Source organism: Absiella sp. AM09-50, from assembly GCF_003433845.1.
In the GTDB taxonomy this organism is placed as follows: Bacteria; Bacillota_I; Bacilli_A; order Erysipelotrichales; family Erysipelotrichaceae; genus Hoskinsella; species Hoskinsella hominis.
On sequence record NZ_QVFI01000033.1, the window covers coordinates 13,471 to 34,316 of the forward strand.

Sequence of the window (20,846 nt, forward strand, 5' to 3'; positions counted from 1 at the left end):
GATACAATAAGAATGATTATTTTTAGGAAGGGAAATGATAATATGAAGGAAAAGGTGCTGTTGAAAACAAATCTATTTATATGTATCATCATCATTTTGGGATTTTTCATAACATCAATTATCAGTTATCATTCAAATAAACAGATTTTTCAAAAAGATATTGAAGAGGTATCTAATCTGACATCGGAAGGGATTTATCATAACATTGATACAATCTTCTCAAAACCAATCAATGTATCCATGACGATGGCGAATGATGTGTTATTAAAAGATTTCCTTGGTGAAGAAGCTTTGAAAAAAGATGATGATTCTTATATTAAACAAATGCGGGATTATTTAAATGCATATCGTATAAAATATGGTTATGATTCTGTTTTTCTGGTATCAAAAGAAACAAGCAGATATTATTACTACAATGGTCTTGATCGTATTTTAACAAAAGATAATCCAGAAAATGAATGGTATTATGATTTTTTAAACAGTAAAGCTGAATATGGCATTAAAATCGATAATGATGAAGTCGCAAATGCAAACAATGATATCACAGTGTTTATCAACTGTGCCATTAAGGGAGAAAATAAAGAAACAATTGGTGTTGTTGGTGTGGGATTTCGAGTAAAAAACTTACAAAATCTATTGGCAAAATATGAAACTGAATATGGTATTGATACGTATTTGATCAATGCACAAGGCACAATAGAAATATCTTCCACAGACACGGCATATAAAGAAAAAAATATTTTTCAAAATGATGTTTTTCAGCAACTAAAGAAGGATATACTGAATAAAGATTCCAATATGCAGGATTTTTGGTATCATTCAGGTAAAAGAAGAGGATATTTAGTCAGTCGCTATATTGATAATCTAGAATGGTATCTATTGATTGACCATGATACTTCACAATTACAGGAGAATTTAAACGGCCAGATCATTGGAGGATTCCTTGTTATTATTGCGGTTATCACCTGTGTACTGGTCATTATTACCAATATCATTAAAAAATATAACCATACGATTGTGCGTATGACTCAAAAACATGAAAAAGAACATCGGGATATCTTCCAAAAAGCAACGGAACAAATGTTCCAGAATATCATTGAATTGGATATCACACATAATTGCTTTGGCAATATTGAAACAGAAGAATTCTTTGAAGATTTATGTGTACCAAAAGGAACCCCTTATGATGAGGCATTAAAAATTGTTGCTAGAGAACAGATTAAAGAAGAATATCAGGAAGGATATATAAAAACATTCAGTCCGGAAAATGTGTTAGATGCATATAAGAACGGCATAGAATCATTGACCTATGATTTCATGATCAGTGATGATGGTATAAGATATTACTGGATGCGTATCACTGCCCGTATCTTCACATGGGAAGAGGATAATTCCGTTAGAATGTTCTCTTATCGTCAAAATATTGATGCTCAAAAGACACAAGAGAAAAAACTGTTGGCAAATCTTGAACGAGATCATTTGAGTTCTTTATATAATAAAAAGACAACACAGGATAAAATCATCCAGATGCTGCATCAGCATCCTGAACAATTATTCGCATTCTTTATCTTAGATATTGATGCATTTAAACTGGTTAATGATCGTTTTGGACATGCAGTAGGAGATCATGTAATCGCAGATTTTGCGCATATTTTGAAAAATCAGTTTAATGAACAGGATATCGTGGGAAGAATTGGCGGCGATGAATTTGTCGCATTCATACCAGTGCATAATTATGAACAAGTGGAAAGAAAAGGTGCACAATTGGTAAAGGTTCTTCATCACAATTATCTGGAGAAAGACGTCGTTTGTCCAATATCCACAAGTATTGGTGTAGCGATAGCACCTGATGCAGGAACTGACTTTGAACAATTATATAAAAACGCAGACCGCGCGTTATATCAAACAAAGAAAAACGGTAAAAATGGTTTCACCATTTATCAGAAAGAAAATTCATAAAATATACGAAAAGTAGAATGATTTAGTGTAAATATACAAATCATTCTACTTTTTTTGTTCATTTATGACCTTACAAATCTAATAATTGTTTATTATCACATATACATCACATTGTAAATAGTTTTTTTTGACATAATTTTTCTTTTTTTATTTTACCTATGCTATATTTTTTGTGAAAGGATACAGGAGGGAACATCTATGAAAAAAAGTAAAAGACGAAGGAGTATGATATATCATAAAGTGTGGAAATCATTTGCATGCTTTTTTATCATTATGCTAATGGTTTTATCCATGATGCCAAACAATATGTTGTTTGCAGAACCAAATAGTGATATTGAACATACAACGGAAACCACCGACGAACCACAGGAGGTTCAACAAGAAGAAAAAGAACCAGAAAAAGAATTAAGAGGGGCACAAGATTTAAGCAAACAAACAGAACTGTTAAATTGGCAGATCGACTCAATTCTTGTAAAAGGAAACGAAGAAAAACCTGCCATGATCAAATCCAAAGATGATACTCTGGATTTAAGTAAAACAGATGCAGAAACAATCAAAGAACTGCAACTGCTTTTTACACTTCAAATATCTGAAGTAACGGATGAACATTATCTTCAAAAAGGAGATACTTTATCCATTACGTTGCCAAAAGAATTCGTGATTGATGAAGTAAAAGAGCCAGTCGCAATTTTTACATATGATCAAAAAGTATACGAGGAAAACGGATTACGTGAAGAAGATAAAAAGATCCAGATTGGCGAATATACGTTAGATAAAGAACATATCTTGCATATCACATTCACACAAGCTATCACAAAAGAGGATATGAGTGAAGTATTTGCGATACTCCCTATTACATTCTCTTTACCAAAGGATCAAAAAGATTTAACAACCATCACTTTCCCATTACAGGAAGAAAATAAAAATCTTTCTATCCTTTTGCCTGTCCAGAAAACAGAAGAAGTAAAGAAAGAAGAACCAAAAGAGGAACAGCCAAAAGAAGAACCAAAGACTGAACCAACAAAAGATGAACCAGTTTCTGATGATAAAACAGAAGCGAACACACAACCAAAAGAAGAAACAGTTGAGAAAACAGATAAAGAAAAACCAACGGAAAACGTTAAAGATGAAGTGAAAAAGGATGGCAATTTAAAACCAAATACTACCATTAAACAAGCTTTAATCAGTACAGTGCGTATTTTCCCATCAAATGTACAGGATAAAATCTTACAGACGTTAGCATCAAGCAGTCCTTATAAACAAACTTTTGTAACAGATTTGCCAGATGGGTTTGAATCTGTGAAAATCAGTGTTATAAATAAGAATGGCGGGTATACAATTACTAGCAAGGATAAGACAGTAAAATTCAGTATTTCTGCTAGTTTGAATGATGATTTTTTATATGAAACTTTTGAACAAGTTTTAGGATTTCCAGGTGCACCGGTATTATCAGATGATTATGATGCATATGAAAAAGCAGTAAGTGATTTTCTTAATACACCAGAAGTAATAGCGAAAATTGCTAAATTAGAATATACCTTTGATTTAGGGGATAATTTCGTTAGAAAAGATGTTGATAGCGAAGAAAAACCAAATGAATTAAAAAACCAAGATGGAATTAAAATTGGAGGGTATTGGATTGAAGATGGTGTAGTACATATCAAGTTTGATTATGAAATGTATAAATCACAAGGAGTTTTTGCTACTGCTAATGTTGAAGCAGAACTAAATAGTGATGTAGAATTAACTGATAAACCAAAAGATGTAGAATTTGAAAATGAAAAATTAGTATTAAAAGAAATAGGTAGTTCTGATGGTGAAGATGGTTCATCATCTGTTCCAAAATATTCTATTGAAAAAGACGCACCATTAAGTGTAATAGAACCTAAAATAGAATATACAATTGATTTGAAAGCAAATGACTCTAAAGAAACATTAGTTGGAAAACAATTAGTTGATAATATTCCTTCAGGTTTAAAAGTAAAAGAATTAATATGTAAAACAGATAATCAACCTAGAGATTTTAACTTAGTAAAAGATCAACAAGGAAATGTCATTGAGCCACAACAGTTAACATATAAGATTCCTGCTGAAGATATTCTTGAAAATTCTACCACTGCATCATATAAGGTAGTTTTAGAGCTAAATGAAAATACTTATCAGTCATTAATTAATAATGGCTCTCTTGATCAAACATTTATGAACAAAGCATCTTTGATGGATGAAGATATGAAAAATGATTTGGCTACATCTGAAGAAGTTTCAACAAAAATGAAAGTCTACTTTTTGAAAAAAGATGGACAACAACAAGATGTAAATGGTACACGTTTTAATTGGACAATAACAGCTAATACCAAACTTCCAACATTTAAAGAAGGATATTTAGTTGATACATTTGTATTCTCTGATCATAAACTTTTATCTGGTACGTCTATCACTATAGGAAATGATTCTTATCCTATCGATGATCTTGAAAAAATAGAAAATGTTAAAATTCCATTTGGAGAACTAAGTGTAGAAAAAATCAGGAAAGATATATGTGAAAATGTCCGTAGATATAAACCTTTCTATTATATTTATGATAATGGAAACAATAATGATTATGAAGATGATGAGCAAAAAGAAAAACAATTCGTCTTAATTATTCCTTTTGATAAATATCATGGTGGTGATGACAGTAAAGAAATAAAAGTACGTTATAATACTGAATTAAATTTACATGGTAATTCCATGAGTGATTTTTTAGAAAAATATCCTAACGTAATAGGAAATAAAAATATAGGAAATATTGTTAATCTATTATGGGAAAATACAGATGGAATAGGACCTAATCCAGTTCCATGGGATGATGTTACATTTAGTAAAGATGTGAATACAAATATTGATGTAATGCAAAAAAAAGGTATCAGCTATGATCCATTGACCCAGAATGTTGTTTGGCATTTAGAAGTCAATAAAATGGGTGCTGAAGTAAAAGCATTAAATGGAACAGATGTTACCATAGATGACATGTTTCCAAAAGGTGCTTATGATTTAAGTACTTTTGAAATATCTTATACAGAATATGAGCGTGCAACTTCAACAAAAATTGATGAAAAGAAGCTTGTATTGAATAGTGATTATACATTTACTGATGCAGATACTTCAACAAAGAAATTAACAATTAAGATGCCAGAATTATCGGATAATCAATATCGCGTTTATCGAATCCAAGCAGTTTTAAAAGATCCAAATGTTTTATCTGTACAAGGAAAAGGCATAGGAATTGTCAATAAAGCAAAAATTAATGCAACAGTAAATGGTAAGAATGTAAACACTATTACAGAAGCTGAAATTAAAATAGATAATACATTGATTATTAAAGATGCAGTAGGTGGTTATGATTATAAAAATCATTTATTCAAATGGAAAGTAACTGTAAATCCAAATAAATTAGATATCAAAGATGCATTAGTAACTGACACCTTAGAAAAAAATACTAGTTTTGATAAGCTTGAAAGTGTGAAAATAGTAGATCGTAATGGTAACGAAACTACAGAGTCATTGAGTCCAGATGTAGGTACTGATGTAGTAAAATTTGATCTAAACGATATTTCAGGAAAGACTTATATTTTAACATTTACAACGCAATTAGATAATACGGATGTGTTAAACACAATATATAAAAAAGATAGTTCTGAAGATAAAGCTGAATTGAATAAAGATAAAATATTTGAAAATAATGTTGTTTTAACAGGAAAAATTATAGGTAGTGAAGATGTTGCACCAGTCGAAATCACGAATGCATCAGATGCAGCTAATGTTCCAGTAAAACCAAATAGAATGGATAAGGGTGGTATCTATAATCCAGATGATGGTAGTATTGCGTGGACAATTTATATTAATAAAGGACATGCAAATTTAAAAGGTTTAAAGTTTGTTGAAAATTTAAAACTGGATGATAAACCGTTAATACACGAATTAGATCAAGATAGTGTGAAAATTCATCAAATACAGATGAATCCAGATGGAAGTATTAATACAGAAAATAAAACTGATGTAACGGATCAATTAAAAAATAGTATCACGATTGAGGGTTATGAAAGTTTCTCTATTGATTTTGGTGATCAGGATAATAAAAATACTTATATGCTTACTTTTACTACTTATCTAAATGAAGCTGCAACAGGAGCAGAAATAGCAAATGAAGTTTATTTAGATGATGGAAAAGGAAACCAAGTTGACAATTCTAATACAAGTGATGGTGGATATGATGGAAGCTATGATTTTAAGGATATGGCGCAAAATAGCCCTAGACCTAAGGTTGCGATTCGTAAAGTAAGTAGTAATAGTACAAATATACCAAATAATGCTAATTTGTTATTGAATGATGCTAAATTTCAGATATCTGCATATGAAATCACGAATCGAAGTGATAGCACTTGGAAAATAAATAGTACTCCAATAAGCAAATATACGAAACTTAATCTATCAACAAAAGGTATGGCTTATTTTCTAAATATTATGAATAAGGACAATATCGTATATAAATTAGAAGAAACAGAAGCACCTTTAGGATACATAAAGAATGCAGAACCAGTTTATTTTTACTTCATGGATATTGCCACACATTCTGATGATGAATTGAATAAAGAGTTTTATATTGATAATAGAAAAGTCATTAATATTCGTTATGGTAAAGCCGGTGATAAAATTGAACCAGTGCATGAAATTGTTGTTGAGAACACTCCATTAGATACAGCAAAATTCTCATTCACAAAACAAATTCCAGATACTTTAAAGAAAGATGGAACAGTTGCAAATTATAAATCAGCTGGGGAAGGATATAGTTTCTTACTTCACGGTACTGGAGATTTAAATGGGAAAATTAAAGATCGCATATTTCATACAGATAACAATGGACAAGTTACAATTGATGCACTTGATCCTGGAACGTATGAATTAACTGAAATTAAGTCAAATACTTATTACAACGTTGGAGGAAAATTCAACTTAACTGTTTCAATAGATAACAACAGTAAATATAATTTTGAACTACAAAATGGTACAAATGCAAACGGTTTAACGTATGATCAAACGAATAATATTCTGAAAAACGATTATGTTAGAGGAAATCTTATATTTAAAAAATTTGTACAATATCAAGATGGTGAAGAAGCTGATCATAATATTGTAAAAGGAAATCAAGAGCCATTAGCTGATGTAGAATTTACTTTAACAGCTGATACTTCAACTACTACAAATGCTGGTTATGCAAATACAGCAACATCAGGCGATGATGGAACAGTTACATTCGCAAATATACCTGTAGGTGAATATACGCTAAAAGAAATAAAGAAAGATGGATATGATGAAAATTCTAATGAATATAAAGTTACTGTAAAAGAAGTGGAAGATAAAAATAATAAACTTTATGATGATAATGGAACAGCGTATAATGGAAAGAAAGCAGAGATAAGTATTAATCCTTTATTGGATACTGCAAATAATAACAATAGTACATTATACAATACACCTGAAAAAGGGACTGTAACGTTAACTAAGGTTATGAACAACAATGACACAGGTTTAACTGGTATTGATGATAAAACTTTAGAAGGTGTTGAATTTGGTCTATATCGTAAGATTAATGGTATTGTAGCAAGTGAACCAGTATATAATGCCACTTCTGATTCTTTAGGAAAAGTGGAGTTTGTTAATGTAGAATATGGTGATTACGTTTGTAAAGAAATAACGGATTTACCAGATTTTGAAAAATATACATCTGAAATATCAATGAATCGTGGAGAAGTTACCTATGATGCAAGTATACATACTTTTAGCTTGAATTTAGGTAATGTACAAAATCAATTGTACAAAACAAATGTGAAATTCCATAAACAAGATCAAGATAACAATTCATTAAGTAATGTGAAATTTAAACTATATCGAAGAAGTTCAGAGGCAATCACTAATACATCTACACTTACTGAATTACGTGTATCAGATGATATTCGATCTTATTATCCATATTTGAATAATGAAGTTTCATCAGATGATAATGGTGATTTCACTTTATCTAATATACCTGTAGGTGATTATTTATTAATTGAAAATAGTGGAGTAAGTGATTTACAGGATGACCATAATAAGGTCGCAATCCATATCAATATCACAAAAACAAGTGTTGATGTGAAATTTACTGATACCTTTAAAGAAACTTTAACTAATGATCATTATGCTTCAGTTGATGAAAGTCAATGGAGTAGTATTAACTCTACTAACAAAACTTATAATATTGTGAATCAACGTAAATTCGCACAAATACAAATCAATAAGATATATGGTGAATTAGATGGAAATAGCTATACTAAAAAAGATTATAGTCAACCATTAGCTGGCGCCAAATTCTTGATATCTACTAGAAATGAAAATAAAACTACACCACTTATCTACGCCACTACAAATTCTAATGGTAATTTTGATTATAAAGATGGAAGATTAATAGGTAAAGATGAAAATGGAGAACAAATCAATAAACGTCTATATTATGGAAGCTATACAATTAAAGAAATATCTACAGTAAATGGATACGAAGTTGTACAAGATGAAGTAGATTTTGATTTAAACGATGATAGTGATACAGCTTCTCATGGTGGTACTGCATGGCTAGTGAACGAGGGTAAAAATCAAAGTGAAATTACTGTTAGTAATTCAAATGATCAAACATTTATTGATCCTATTATACGTTCTAAGGTTTCTTTGACGAAATTAGGTAATAGTGGACAACCATTGACAGATGCAGAATTTACTGTAAAAGATGGTAATACAGAAGTTGCTTATCTGACATATAAAGACGGTAATTATGTATTAACAAATAGCAATGGAAATCAAACATTGGATGAGAAAAAAGGAAATATCCCATATCTATATAAAGATGGCGATGTATATAAACTATTATCTGGAACATATCAAGTAGAAGAATCTAAAACACCTGCTGGTTATCGTAAAGGAAGTTTCCAATTAAATATTTCAGATACAGATGGAACAGTTACGTTAAGTAATCCACAAAATTGCGATATTGATGAAACAACTAATGAAGTCACAGATTTACCTATTATTCTGCATATTGAAAAACAAGATTTATCAAAAAATGAATTAACTGGTGCTGAATTTAGTATTAAAGGTGAGTTTGTGGATGGTGAAGGAACAAAAACTTTATCAGATGCAATTAAACTTCAATTAAAACCTAATGTTGAGTACACTATCATAGAAACCCAAGCACCAAATGGTTATATAATGTCGGATAAACAACCAATTATAAAATTTGATGAAACTGGTAAAGTAAGTATTGAAAATAATGCAGATAATACGATTGCTTTAAAAGATAATACTGTGATATTTAAGAACGCTCCAATTCAAATTGATCTGTTGAAAAAAGAAAAAGATACAAATAAAGTATTAGCAAATGCTGAATTCACATTAAAAGGTACATTTGCTAATACTACTGAATCAGAAATTACAGGGTTAAAAACTGATGATGAAGGAAATCTTTCTCTATACAGCTCTAACTGGAATTTGATTGGCGGAAATAAATATACATTAACTGAAACCAAAGCACCTGATGGATACATTCTTGCACCTGATATTACATTTACAGTAAAAAAAGATGGTACAATTACGGATATTTCTAATAGCTCTACTACTACTGATGATAAAAAAGTTATCGTAGAGAATACTCCAATTACAGCATCACTTAAGAAAATCGATGCAACAAATAAGCAACCTATAGAAGCAACATTCAATTTATATGATGTTACTGCAAAAACTAATAAAGAATTTACTACGGTGAATGGTTTATATGATTTTAAATATCTAGTTCAAGGACATACATATCAGATTACAGAAGTTGTAACACCTGTAGGTTATGAAGTTCCAAAAGATCCAGTAAAAGAGTTTACTGTTCAGACAGATGGTACTTTAAAAGTTGGAGATAGTACTATCGAAAATAATCTGATTGTAATTGAGAATATTAGAAAGACTGGAAAAATGGAATTGATAAAAGTTGATAGTGATAAGAAAACAGTGTTAGAAGACGCAGAATTCACATTAACGGGACCAAATAAATATTCCAAAATATTAACAACGAATAAAGATGGAAAAATATCAGTAGATAATCTTTCATGGGGAGAGTATACATTAGTAGAAACCAAAGCACCAAATGGTTATAAACTTGATGCTAAAGAACACAAATTTACTATTGATAGTAAAACGCTTTCTGTAAGTTCCATAGATGGTGAAGTTCTCACAAATCAAAAGAATAGTGTAATTATTCAAAAAACGGATATGAATAGTAATAAATTATCCGGAGCTACTTTCTCAATTAAAGATGTTACAGAAGACTTTGATGCTGATGAGCATAATAAATTGATTGAAAGTGTTTTGAATGATCAAGATTCACAGGTTATAACATTAGAAGGTGTTTTGATTGGTGGTCATACTTATGAATTATCTGAAACCAAAGCACCAGATGGCTATCAACGTGTAGTTGACACTGTACGATTTAAAATGAATGAGTATGGAGCAATCAAAAACGTTGGTACATGGGATGAGCAACATTTCGTTTTAAAAGCAAATATGATTACTGTAAAGGATAATCCAATTACTGCTACATTAGTAAAGAAAGATGATAAGAATAATCTACAAAGTGGTGTTGAATTCACTATTAAACCAGCGGAAGACTCAAAATTTCTTAAAACACCTGAACAACAGCCTTTAATCACAAATGATAATGGTGAAATTGTGTTGGATGGTTATCTACTACAAGGAAATACCTATATCGTTCATGAAGAAAAAGCGTTGAATGGTTATTCCTATGAAGAAGACCGTACATTAACTGTAAATGAAGATGGTATCGTTTCATGGAGTGTTAATGGTAAAGAAATGGATAATGTATTTACAGATCATGCATTGAAGTTTGATATTGTGAAGGTGGATGATGCTGGAAACAAGATTAAAGATAAATTATTCAAACTAACGGATTCAGATGGTAATGAATGGGCAGTTATTAGCAATGCTGAAGGTGTATTGATTGATCGTAATAGTAGACAACCTCTTGCAAAAGAATTAGCAGCTGGTAAATCTTATACGCTGGAAGAATCCAAAATGGAGAATAGTCCATATATCAATTTACATAGTGCAATCACCTTTGATATTACACGTCAGGGAACTCTTGATAATGTGGAATATCATAAAAGTGATAACGTGGCATTATCTAAAGACTCTCTACATTTACAGATCACCAATGTACAGACAACCGCAAACTTTAAAAAAGTAAATGCTAAAGGAGAAGTAGTTGTTGGCGCAAAACTTGCAATATATGCGGACACTAATGGTGAAGCAGGAAATGAAGAACCATACAGCTGGACAACGGATAAAGATATTCATACAATCAAGATGTTGCCACAGGGTACATATTGGTTGAAAGAAGTAGAAACACCTTATGGTTATATCACTGCAAATCCTATTCAGTTTACTATGGATGGAAAAGGTGAACTGAGTATAAATAACAAAGAAGGTTCTGTTGAAAACCAGACGATTATCATGACAGATGAGCTTGTGAAAGGGCACGTTAAGATTGAAAAACAAAGTGATCAGGGTGTTGCTTTATCTGATGTAGTCTTTGATTTATATCATGCAGATGGTAAATTGATTGCACAAAATCTTACAACAGATAAGGATGGCAATTGGTACAGTGAAGGCTCTAAAGAATTATCAGCTGGACTAGAAGCAGGTAAATATTATATTCAGGAAACAAAGACACAGGATGGATATCAGTTGCCTGAGAATAATAAAACATTCTTCACTATTGCTGGCAAGGATACAGCTGGTATAATTACACAGCCTGACGTAATTAGCGTAGAAGTTAAAAATCAGCCATATCAAAGAACACTTCATATCGTGAAGAAAGATATCGAAGATGACGCTGTGATTCCTAATACAATGTTTACATTACAAAGAATCAAAGATGGTAATGGTAAAGAGGTTACAGAAGATGTGATGACGAAGGTAACTGGTGAAGATGGTACATTATCCTTTACAATGAATCAGAAAGGTACATATCGCTTAAGTGAAACAACACCTGCAAATGGTTATGTTCTAGGAAAAACACCTTATGTGAAAGAATTTGTATTAGATGATACAAGTGCTGCTTCTATTACCTTAGAAGAGGGCAATACGATTTATAATGAACGTGCGACTGGTGTAATGCAATTGGTAAAAACAGATGATCTAAGTAAAGAAGCATTAAATGGTGCGGTATTTACACTATATCAGGGTGATAAAAAACTTGGTGATTTCACTACAGGAAATAGTTATGCGAAAGATGCATCCGGTAACTGGAATGCGGAAAGTGGAGAAGAAGGCAATCTGAAGATTTCTGGATTGTCATGGGGTGATTATGTCATTAAGGAAACAAAAGCCGCAGATGGATATCAGCTGGAAAACAACGAAGCATCCTTTACAATTGGTAAATCAGGCACGGACATGATTTTGGAAGTTAGCGATATTGCAATTACCAATTTACGTACAAAATTCACATTCAAGAAACTTGCGACATATGTGGAAAGTTGTTCCGATGAAACATTAGGTACAGGCGCATTGCCTGGCAATTCCACAAAAATATTGCAGGGTGCTGAATTTAGTGCATATGATGAAACAGGTAAACTGTTCGCAAGTGCAATTAGTGATGAGTTTGGAAATGTAACATTTGAAAAGATGCTGGCAAACCATACATATACCATTAAAGAAACAAAGGTTCCTACTGGTTATATCGATCATAAATCTGTATATCAGGTACATATTGATGAAAACGGTCAATGTGGTGAATTGATAGATACTTCTGCAAATAAAGCAGTAAAAGAAGTTATCAATGATTTACAGCGTACAGATATCGTATTGAAAAAAGTAAGTGAAACCAATCCGGATAACATGATTCCAAATTCTGTTTATGGATTATATCGTATGCCAAAGACTAGATTCTTCAGATCAAGAAATGTGGATGCTGAACCACAATTGATCGCAACCGCAAAAACAGATCAAAATGGTATTTTACGTTTTGAAGGTGTATTGATGAATCAGGATTATATGATTAAAGAACTGATTGCTCCAGATGGCAGTCAGCGAAGTGAACATCCAATCACCATCACCTTTGCGATGAAAAATGGAGAAGTTGTTCTTACAAACTTTGACGATGGAAAAGGTACCGCAAAACTGGATGAAGAAGGCAATATCGTATGGTATGAACCGGATGTTATCGTAAGTTTTGATAAAGTGGATGAAAAAGGTAATCCGCTTGCGAATGCAACCTTAGAATTATTAGATAAAGATGGTAACGTTGTAGATACATGGACAACAGATAAAGAAGCACATGTAGCTATCAATTTATTGAAGGCAGGCGAGCAGTATACATTAAAAGAAACCAAAGCACCTGCTGGATATACACTGGCAAATGATATCAGCTTTATCGTAGAAGAAAAGGATTTAGGACCGAATGAACAATTTGTTCAAAAGGTCACAATGCAAAATACACTTACCAATTTGATTGTTGAAAAACATGATAAAGACAGTGGTAATGTATTAGAAGGTGCACAATTTGTTATCTATGATACGCATACCATGGAAGTTATGAAGGATTATGCGGGTAATGAATTGAAGTGGACTTCAAAGGGTATGGATCAATTTGTCGGAGTACCGGCAGGGGATTATATCCTGAAAGAAACTATGGCACCAGATGGTTATCAATTAGCGAAAGACCTTGCCTTCACATTAACAGAAAATGGTGTATTGCTTGTGGATGGCAAAGTCGTTGATAAACTTGTTGTTGTGGATGAGCGAAAAGTGGATGAAGTGATTACACCAACGCCGCCAGTTGACACAGGTGATCAAACGCAGGTCAATATGTATCTTGCCATGTTGTCTGTATCTGTGATGGCACTAGGTGTCTTGATCAGAAAATTATGGACATTGAATAGAAAGGCTTAAATGAAAAGGTTCTGATATAAACATATCAGAGCCTTTTTTGAATATAGAAAAAGCTGTATCACAATAAGTGACACAGCGCTTAAGCTTTATTCTTGAATGTAGGCCAATACCAGTTTCATAGTGGCTTCTACACCTTGATAATGTGTACGCTCCATACCATGGCTTGCGTGAACACCCGGGCCAATTAAAGCACCACGAATGTTGTTTCCACCTTTTAATGCTGCACTGACATCGCTGCCATACTGAGGATAGATATCTACAGCATATGGCAGTTCGTTTTTCTTTGCTAAATCGATTAATTTGCTGGTCATTTCATAATCATATGGACCACTGGAATCTTTTGCACAAATGCTGACATCGTATTCTGTACATGCTAAGTCAAGACCAATACATCCCATATCTACAGCAATTAATTCATCTATTTCTTCTGGAATCCATGACATGCCATGACCGACTTCTTCATATGTACTCATCATAAAGATACAATCATATGCAGGTGTGATATTTTGATCTTTCAGTTCTTTTAATACACCAGTCAAAATCGCCACACTAATTTTATCATCTAGGAAACGGGACTTGATAAAGCCGCTGTCTGTGATGGTTACTTTAGAATCATATGCCACAAAATCACCGTTAGCAATACCCAGTTTTTCTACATCTTCTTTTGTTTTTACTACTTCATCAATTCTGACTTCCATATTGTCAATGGTGCGTGGTGTTTTGCTGGCATCTGGATATACATGTACAGCAGGTGTTGTACTTAATATCGTACCTGTATATACTTCGCCATCTCTTGTATGAATATTACAATATTCTCCATCAAGAGTTGGAAGCATTGGTCCGCCAACAGTGGTTAATGCAAGATAACCATTTGATTTAATAGAGCGTACCATAAGTCCCAGCGTATCACAATGGGCACAAAAACCAATGGTTTTTTCACTGCTTTGTCCTTTTACATACACCAGCAGGTTGCCCTTTGCACTGCGTTTGGTTTCATAGCCAAGTGCAGTGACTTCTTTCTCCACAAAGTCAATGGCTGCTTTCGTGTAGCCACTTGGACTGTCGATGTGCAACAGCTCCTTTGCAAAATTCAATACATAATCCTTATTCATAAATATCCTCCTTGTTTATAGCTTAGCTAAGGCTTGTTTTAATTCATTCTGACGATTGACACATGCATATTGTTCATTTAACAATTGATCTTGTAAAGATGTAATCGTTGATAGACAATCACGTAAGGCTTTTAGATTTTTATCAATTTTTGATTGTGCCATGATATCAAAAAACATATTGTCAAAGAAAATATCAGCACCGGATAACCAGCCTTCGATGGATACATCAGGTAATTCTACCTGTTTGACATCATTGACTTCTTTTTGAAAACGATGCAGATTTTCGGATAATTCCGCAATCTTTTTCTGTGCCCCGTCAATATGGGAATGTTTGATTATGGAACTCATCATACCACCACCAAACATATCAATAGTACCCCATGTTGAAGCATTTTCCATTTCTTTGACTGCGGCTTTTAACTGGTCTGTGACCACATATCCGGCTTCAATGGCTTCCATTAATTCTTTTTCCATCAATTGTTCTTTTTCTAAACGATGATACAGTTCTTTGGCTTGTTCACTGTGTTCTCCATGCATCGTATCTTCCATCTGTAAACGATATAATGCTTCTCTAATAGCATCTTCCTGTTCGATTTCTTGTGTACATTCTTCTAATTTTCTTTGTAAGACTTCCGCTTCTTCCTGCAGCTGCTTTACCTGAATGCTTGCCTGTAGTGCTTCACGTTCTTCCTTGGCAAGACGTTCTTCTTTATCATGGGAAAACCATGCAATGACATTTGATAAAGAGGCATGCTGAAGCTTTTCAACATCACGATTTTCTTTCTTCAATATTTCATAAGCAATCAAAAGCTTCGCATCATTTTCATCAATACGCTGTTGAAGCTCCACTTGATAATCCTTTAAAGATTCTATTTTATGCAAACGATGTTTCAATGCGGTTATTTTTTCATTCATAAATTTCTCCCATTATTTACTGATGTAAACACCATCCTGTTGATCGATTTCTTTTACTTTGACACGAATGACTTCCTGTAAAGAGCTTGGAATGTTTTTGCCGATATAATCTGCCCGGATTGGCAATTCACGATGTCCTCGATCTACCAGAACAGCTAATTGTATTTCACTTGCCCTGCCAAAATGCATGATCGCATCCATAGCGGCTCTTACGGTTCTTCCTTTAAACAACACATCATCCACAAGTACGACTTTTTTGCCTTTCACAGGCATTTCTAAATCAGGAATCGGATAGGCTTCTTCCAAATCATCCCGCCAGTGCGAAACATCCAAAGCATAACAAGGGACTTTACAATCTTCAATATGTTCAATCATATCACATAAGCGGTTGGCTAATATTTCACCACGAGTCTTAATACCAACGAATACTACATCATTGACGCCTTTGTTATGTTCAATGATCTCATGGGCAATACGTGTCATAGAACGACGCATGCCGATTTCATCTAATATTTCTTTTGTTTCCATGTATCCTCCATTTTAAAACAGATCCAGCAGTTCATCCTTGCTCATGCGGGTAATGATACCCTCATTGCTGGAAATGATTGATTCACTTAAATCTTTCTTCAAATCTTGTAAATGTAAAATTTTTTCTTCTATAGTATCCTTCGCAATCAGTTTAATGACCTGTACATTGTTATGCTGCCCAATACGATATGCACGATCGGTTGCCTGATTTTGGGCAGATACATTCCACCATGGATCAAAGTGAATAACAACCTCTGCACTTGTTAAATTCAATCCAGTACCTCCGGCTTTTAATGAAATTAAGAAGATACAGGTATCATCATGGTTAAAGGCATTGACCATCTGTTGACGTTTGATCTTTGGAGTCGATCCTTTTAACAGGTAATAAGGAATATCTGCATCAATTAATTCTTTTTCTAAAAGGGACAATAAACTTGTGAACTGTGAGAATAATAAAATCTTTTTGCCAGATGCACGACAGGTTTCTATATATTCCATGCAGGCACGAATCTTGGCACCGACACCTTCATAGTTTTCATATAATAAACGAGGATCACAACATAGCTGACGAAGTCTTGTTAACATGCTCAATACCATGATACGACTTTGAGGTAAGCCATGTTCCTTCATGTTTTCCTTTAAATCCTCTTTCATCATTGCAACATTCGCAAGATATAATTTACTAGCTTCTTCATCCATTTCTACCAGCATCGTATGTTCACTCTTAGGTGGTAATTCTTTTAATACATCCTTCTTCACACGACGTAAGATGAATGGTTCTACCAAACGTTTTAATTCTTTTAATGTGACAGGATCGTTTTCTTTTACGATAGGATATTCATAATATTTTTTAAAATATGGATAAGTATACAGATATCCTGGCATCAGATAATCGAAGATACTCCATAATTCTGCCAGTGAGTTTTCAATCGGCGTACCTGTTAACGCAAAGCGGTGTACGCTTTGAATTGCCTTGACACTTGTGGCGTTCTTGGTGTTATGGTTTTTAATATATTGTGCTTCATCCAATATCTGATATTGAAACAAGATATCTTCATAGGCTTCTACATCACGTTTTAAATAATCATAAGAAGTAATCAAAACATCATAATCCCTACTGTTGGCAATCTTTGTTTTACGATCCTCACTGCTTCCTGTAATAATCAGACTGGTTAGTGTTTCAGAGAATTTTTCTATCTCACTTTGCCAGTTTAATATCAAAGAGCTTGGACAGACAACCAAAGACTGACTTTCTGGATGATGGGCTTTTTCATCTTCCAAAAGTGTGATGATCTGTATAGTTTTACCAATTCCCATATCATCTGCCAAAATGCCACCAAAGCCATAATCAGACATGGTTTTCAGCCAGCGGAAACCTACTTTCTGATAATTACGCAGAATAGATTTCAAAGAATCCGGTACTTTGTAGTCCGCATCCTGAACGTTTCTGATACCACGCAGGATATCCTTAAAGCTGGTATCACGATCAACTTTGATCATATTGACTTCTTTCATACTAGAATCTAAATATAAAGAACGATATTTATCTACTTTGATGACACCACTGCTGATTTCTTTTTCTTCTACATGCATGCCATCAAGGATGGAACTTAATTCGGATAAGGCACTGTCCTCCAGATTCACAAAAGAACCATTCTTCATACGATAATATTTCTTATGCATACGATAGCTGGACAATACATCCTGTAATTCATCAATTGGGAAGTCAAAGGTATCAAAATTAATTTCCAATAAATCACTTTCAATACGTACACCCATACTGATATTGACGCTTTCACGAATTTCCAGCTTTTTGAATTTATCTGTAGCGTAAATATCACACATACTGTTTAATTCTTCAAATCCATGCTGTAAGAATTCATAAATCGCATCCTGAGAATTCTCAATATAGGCAATGCCTTCATTGGCATCAATTCTTGTCATATATTTTGTAAATACCAAACGTACAGCGATCTCTTCATTAAAGTTTCGTGATGTGGATAACATATCACAGGAGAAAGCGTTATATTCATCTTTACCATAGGTATAAATCAATTTGGCACTGATGACATTGTTTTTTGGCATATCAATATATACCTTGCATTCTAATGGCAAAGGCGCAAATTCAGAAATATCCACACCATGAAAGCTCATCATGGAACGAATATTCATCAATACATTATTAAAGAACCCTGGCATTAAATCTTTGCTTAATACGAAGGCACCTTTTTTCTCCAGAAAGGCCTTTAGAAATGGTGTTGCCTTTTTACTATATTCTTCATCACAACGATGTAAAATGTTATCTTTTAATATATAGGTGTGCGTTCTGCCTTCTAAAACACGATAATCTAAATCAGGTAAAGAAATCTGATACATTCCTTTTTCATCTATTTTCACATCTACATGAAAATCGGGATTTTGATCAACGAATTTCACATTGATCAGATTTTTTTCTTTACGACGCTGCATGACATCCTTTCCTGCATACATCATAAAAAATTCATCCAGGGCATCTTTTGTCAGACATAAATTCCTTGCCTGTGGTGCACTTTTCAATGCTTCTTTACTATTGAAATAATAGGTATCATGTTCATGTGCCTGTAAGAACTGAATCAAAGGAATACTTTCTTCATCAAAGCTGTGAATGTTATGCAGAAATTCCAGCTCTTTGCCATATCCCTTTTTTACATTATGTTCTACATCATATAGAAACTGGGAGATATCTTTGATAATATATTTTTTGGTATTTCCAATCTTTAATGTCACAGCTAGAATTCGTTTCTGACGTAATTCAAATACCGGTTCTAAATGAACAGCATTTTTTAAATTCATTGCCAAAGAAGTATACACCAATTGCTCCTCATAGGCATTCATCAAACGAATAGCTATTGGATCCTGCATTGTTTTTATCGGAGCCTGTTCCACTTTACGAAGCTCTTGATCGGTTTGTATCTTCAATAATACAGCGACACAATGTGGGCAAGACGCAAAATTTTTCTGGTGTGCAGGGCAGTTGCATATATGGGCACGTACCAGATAATCATCCTTATCGACAGACATATTGACTTCATAGTAATGCTTCTGATCCTTTACTGTCGCATTGATCAATATGATTTTATCATTAGAAAAATCATCAATATCCAAAGAAACGATGGCATTTTCTTCCATCAATTGTTTGCCTTTTTCAAAGACTTCTTCTTCGATTGCGAAATCTTTTATCTGTGCTGTTGTAAATTCCATGTAATCACCATGCTTTCCGTTATCTTATTGTATCATTTTTTATGAAAAAATGCTCGTATTTGTTGTATAATGATTCAAGAAAGAACGCATAATTTTTCTTTGGAAATCATAAAATGTCAGTTCTTGTAAATGCAGAAAAGTATTTTGCATATATTTGAAGGGGAATCGCATAATGAAACAACAGAAAATCAAAATTTCAATACTTGTGATATTGTTATGTATCATTACAGTTCTAATAAGCATCTGGAAAATCACCAATAAAGAAACTACGGAAGCTTTCATGGCAGCTCCCATCGATCGTATCAGTCAAATACCAAAGAAAGAGCCCACACTGTTATCTATGCTGAAAACGGCCACAAAGCCAATGGGGTCCACGATGTATGTTTATGGTGGTGGCTGGAATGAAGCAGATACGGGTGCAGGAAAAGAAGCAGTCAGTATAGGATGCAGTCCTGAATGGAACACATTTTACCAATTGCAGGATCAAAATTATGATATAAATGTAAGCAGCTATCAGATTCATGAGGGATTAGATTGTTCTGGTTATATTGGATGGATTTTATACAATACCTTCCATACATTAGATGGAGAAGAAGGATATGTTATGAAAGGGGAAGATATGGCCAGAGTATTCTCACAAAAAGGATGGGGAACATATATACCTAAAAGTCAGGTGAAAGACTATCAGCCCGGAGATATCATGAGTAGCGATTGTGAAGATTGTGCCCATGTCTATATGGTCGTTGCCAGTTGTGATGATGGTAGTATTCTATTATTTCATAGTTATCCCCAGGGGGTACAGTTAAATGGTACAGTGGATAAACGAGGGAATCAAGAAAGTGAAGCTGTAAAACTGGCAGAAAAATATATGCGTCAATATTGTTCGGAATGGACAAACAAATACCCATTAGAAAAATTGGATAAAGAGTTTTTGACACATTATGCTCAGATGCGCTGGGATACCACAGATAAAGGAGTCATTACAGATACTGAAAAAATAAAAGAAAAAAGCGCAGAAGAATGATCAGCTTGTGTCAAGTAGACACACAAAATAATTAAAACATTTTTGTC

7 protein-coding genes are annotated in these 20,846 nt (G+C 33.3%); 3 read left to right on the forward strand and 4 right to left on the reverse strand.

The features are described from left to right. The first annotated feature begins 42 nt into the window (after positions 1–42). Positions 43–1,959 carry a sensor domain-containing diguanylate cyclase gene (locus DW114_RS18715; RefSeq protein WP_117455536.1) on the forward strand — a complete coding sequence of 639 codons (1,917 nt, stop codon included), beginning with the start codon at positions 43–45 and terminating at the stop codon, positions 1,957–1,959. 198 nt (positions 1,960–2,157) lie between these two features. After that, positions 2,158–13,980 (forward strand): SpaA isopeptide-forming pilin-related protein, encoded by an 11,823-nt coding sequence (locus DW114_RS18720; protein ID WP_117455538.1) that lies wholly within the window; start codon positions 2,158–2,160, stop codon positions 13,978–13,980. An 86-nt stretch (positions 13,981–14,066) separates the two neighbouring features. On the opposite strand, the gene DW114_RS18725 is transcribed toward DW114_RS18720, so the two are convergent. The 4 genes from DW114_RS18725 to DW114_RS18740 are packed head-to-tail and all read right to left on the reverse strand — an operon-like array spanning position 14,067 to position 19,775. Next, entirely contained in the window at positions 14,067–15,092 is a 1,026-nt protein-coding gene (locus DW114_RS18725) for a M42 family metallopeptidase (RefSeq protein WP_117455541.1), read from the reverse strand. A gap of 15 nt (positions 15,093–15,107) precedes the next feature. Beyond that, the gene (locus DW114_RS18730; RefSeq protein WP_117455543.1) at positions 15,108–16,007 is read right to left on the reverse strand and encodes a hypothetical protein; all 900 of its coding nucleotides are present in this window, start codon (positions 16,005–16,007) and stop codon (positions 15,108–15,110) included. A 12-nt stretch (positions 16,008–16,019) separates the two neighbouring features. Further along, entirely contained in the window at positions 16,020–16,535 is a 516-nt protein-coding gene (pyrR, locus tag DW114_RS18735; protein WP_117455545.1) for a bifunctional pyr operon transcriptional regulator/uracil phosphoribosyltransferase PyrR, read from the reverse strand. A 12-nt stretch (positions 16,536–16,547) separates the two neighbouring features. Beyond that, positions 16,548–19,775: an SNF2 helicase associated domain-containing protein gene (locus DW114_RS18740; RefSeq protein WP_117455547.1), complete on the reverse strand. Its 3,228-nt coding sequence runs from the start codon at positions 19,773–19,775 to the stop codon at positions 16,548–16,550. Positions 19,776–19,947: 172 nt separating this feature from the next. Here DW114_RS18740 and DW114_RS18745 point away from each other — a divergent pair, with 172 nt between their 5' ends. Continuing rightward, positions 19,948–20,799 (forward strand): hypothetical protein, encoded by an 852-nt coding sequence (locus DW114_RS18745; RefSeq protein ID WP_117455549.1) that lies wholly within the window; start codon positions 19,948–19,950, stop codon positions 20,797–20,799. Positions 20,800–20,846: the final 47 nt, after the last annotated feature.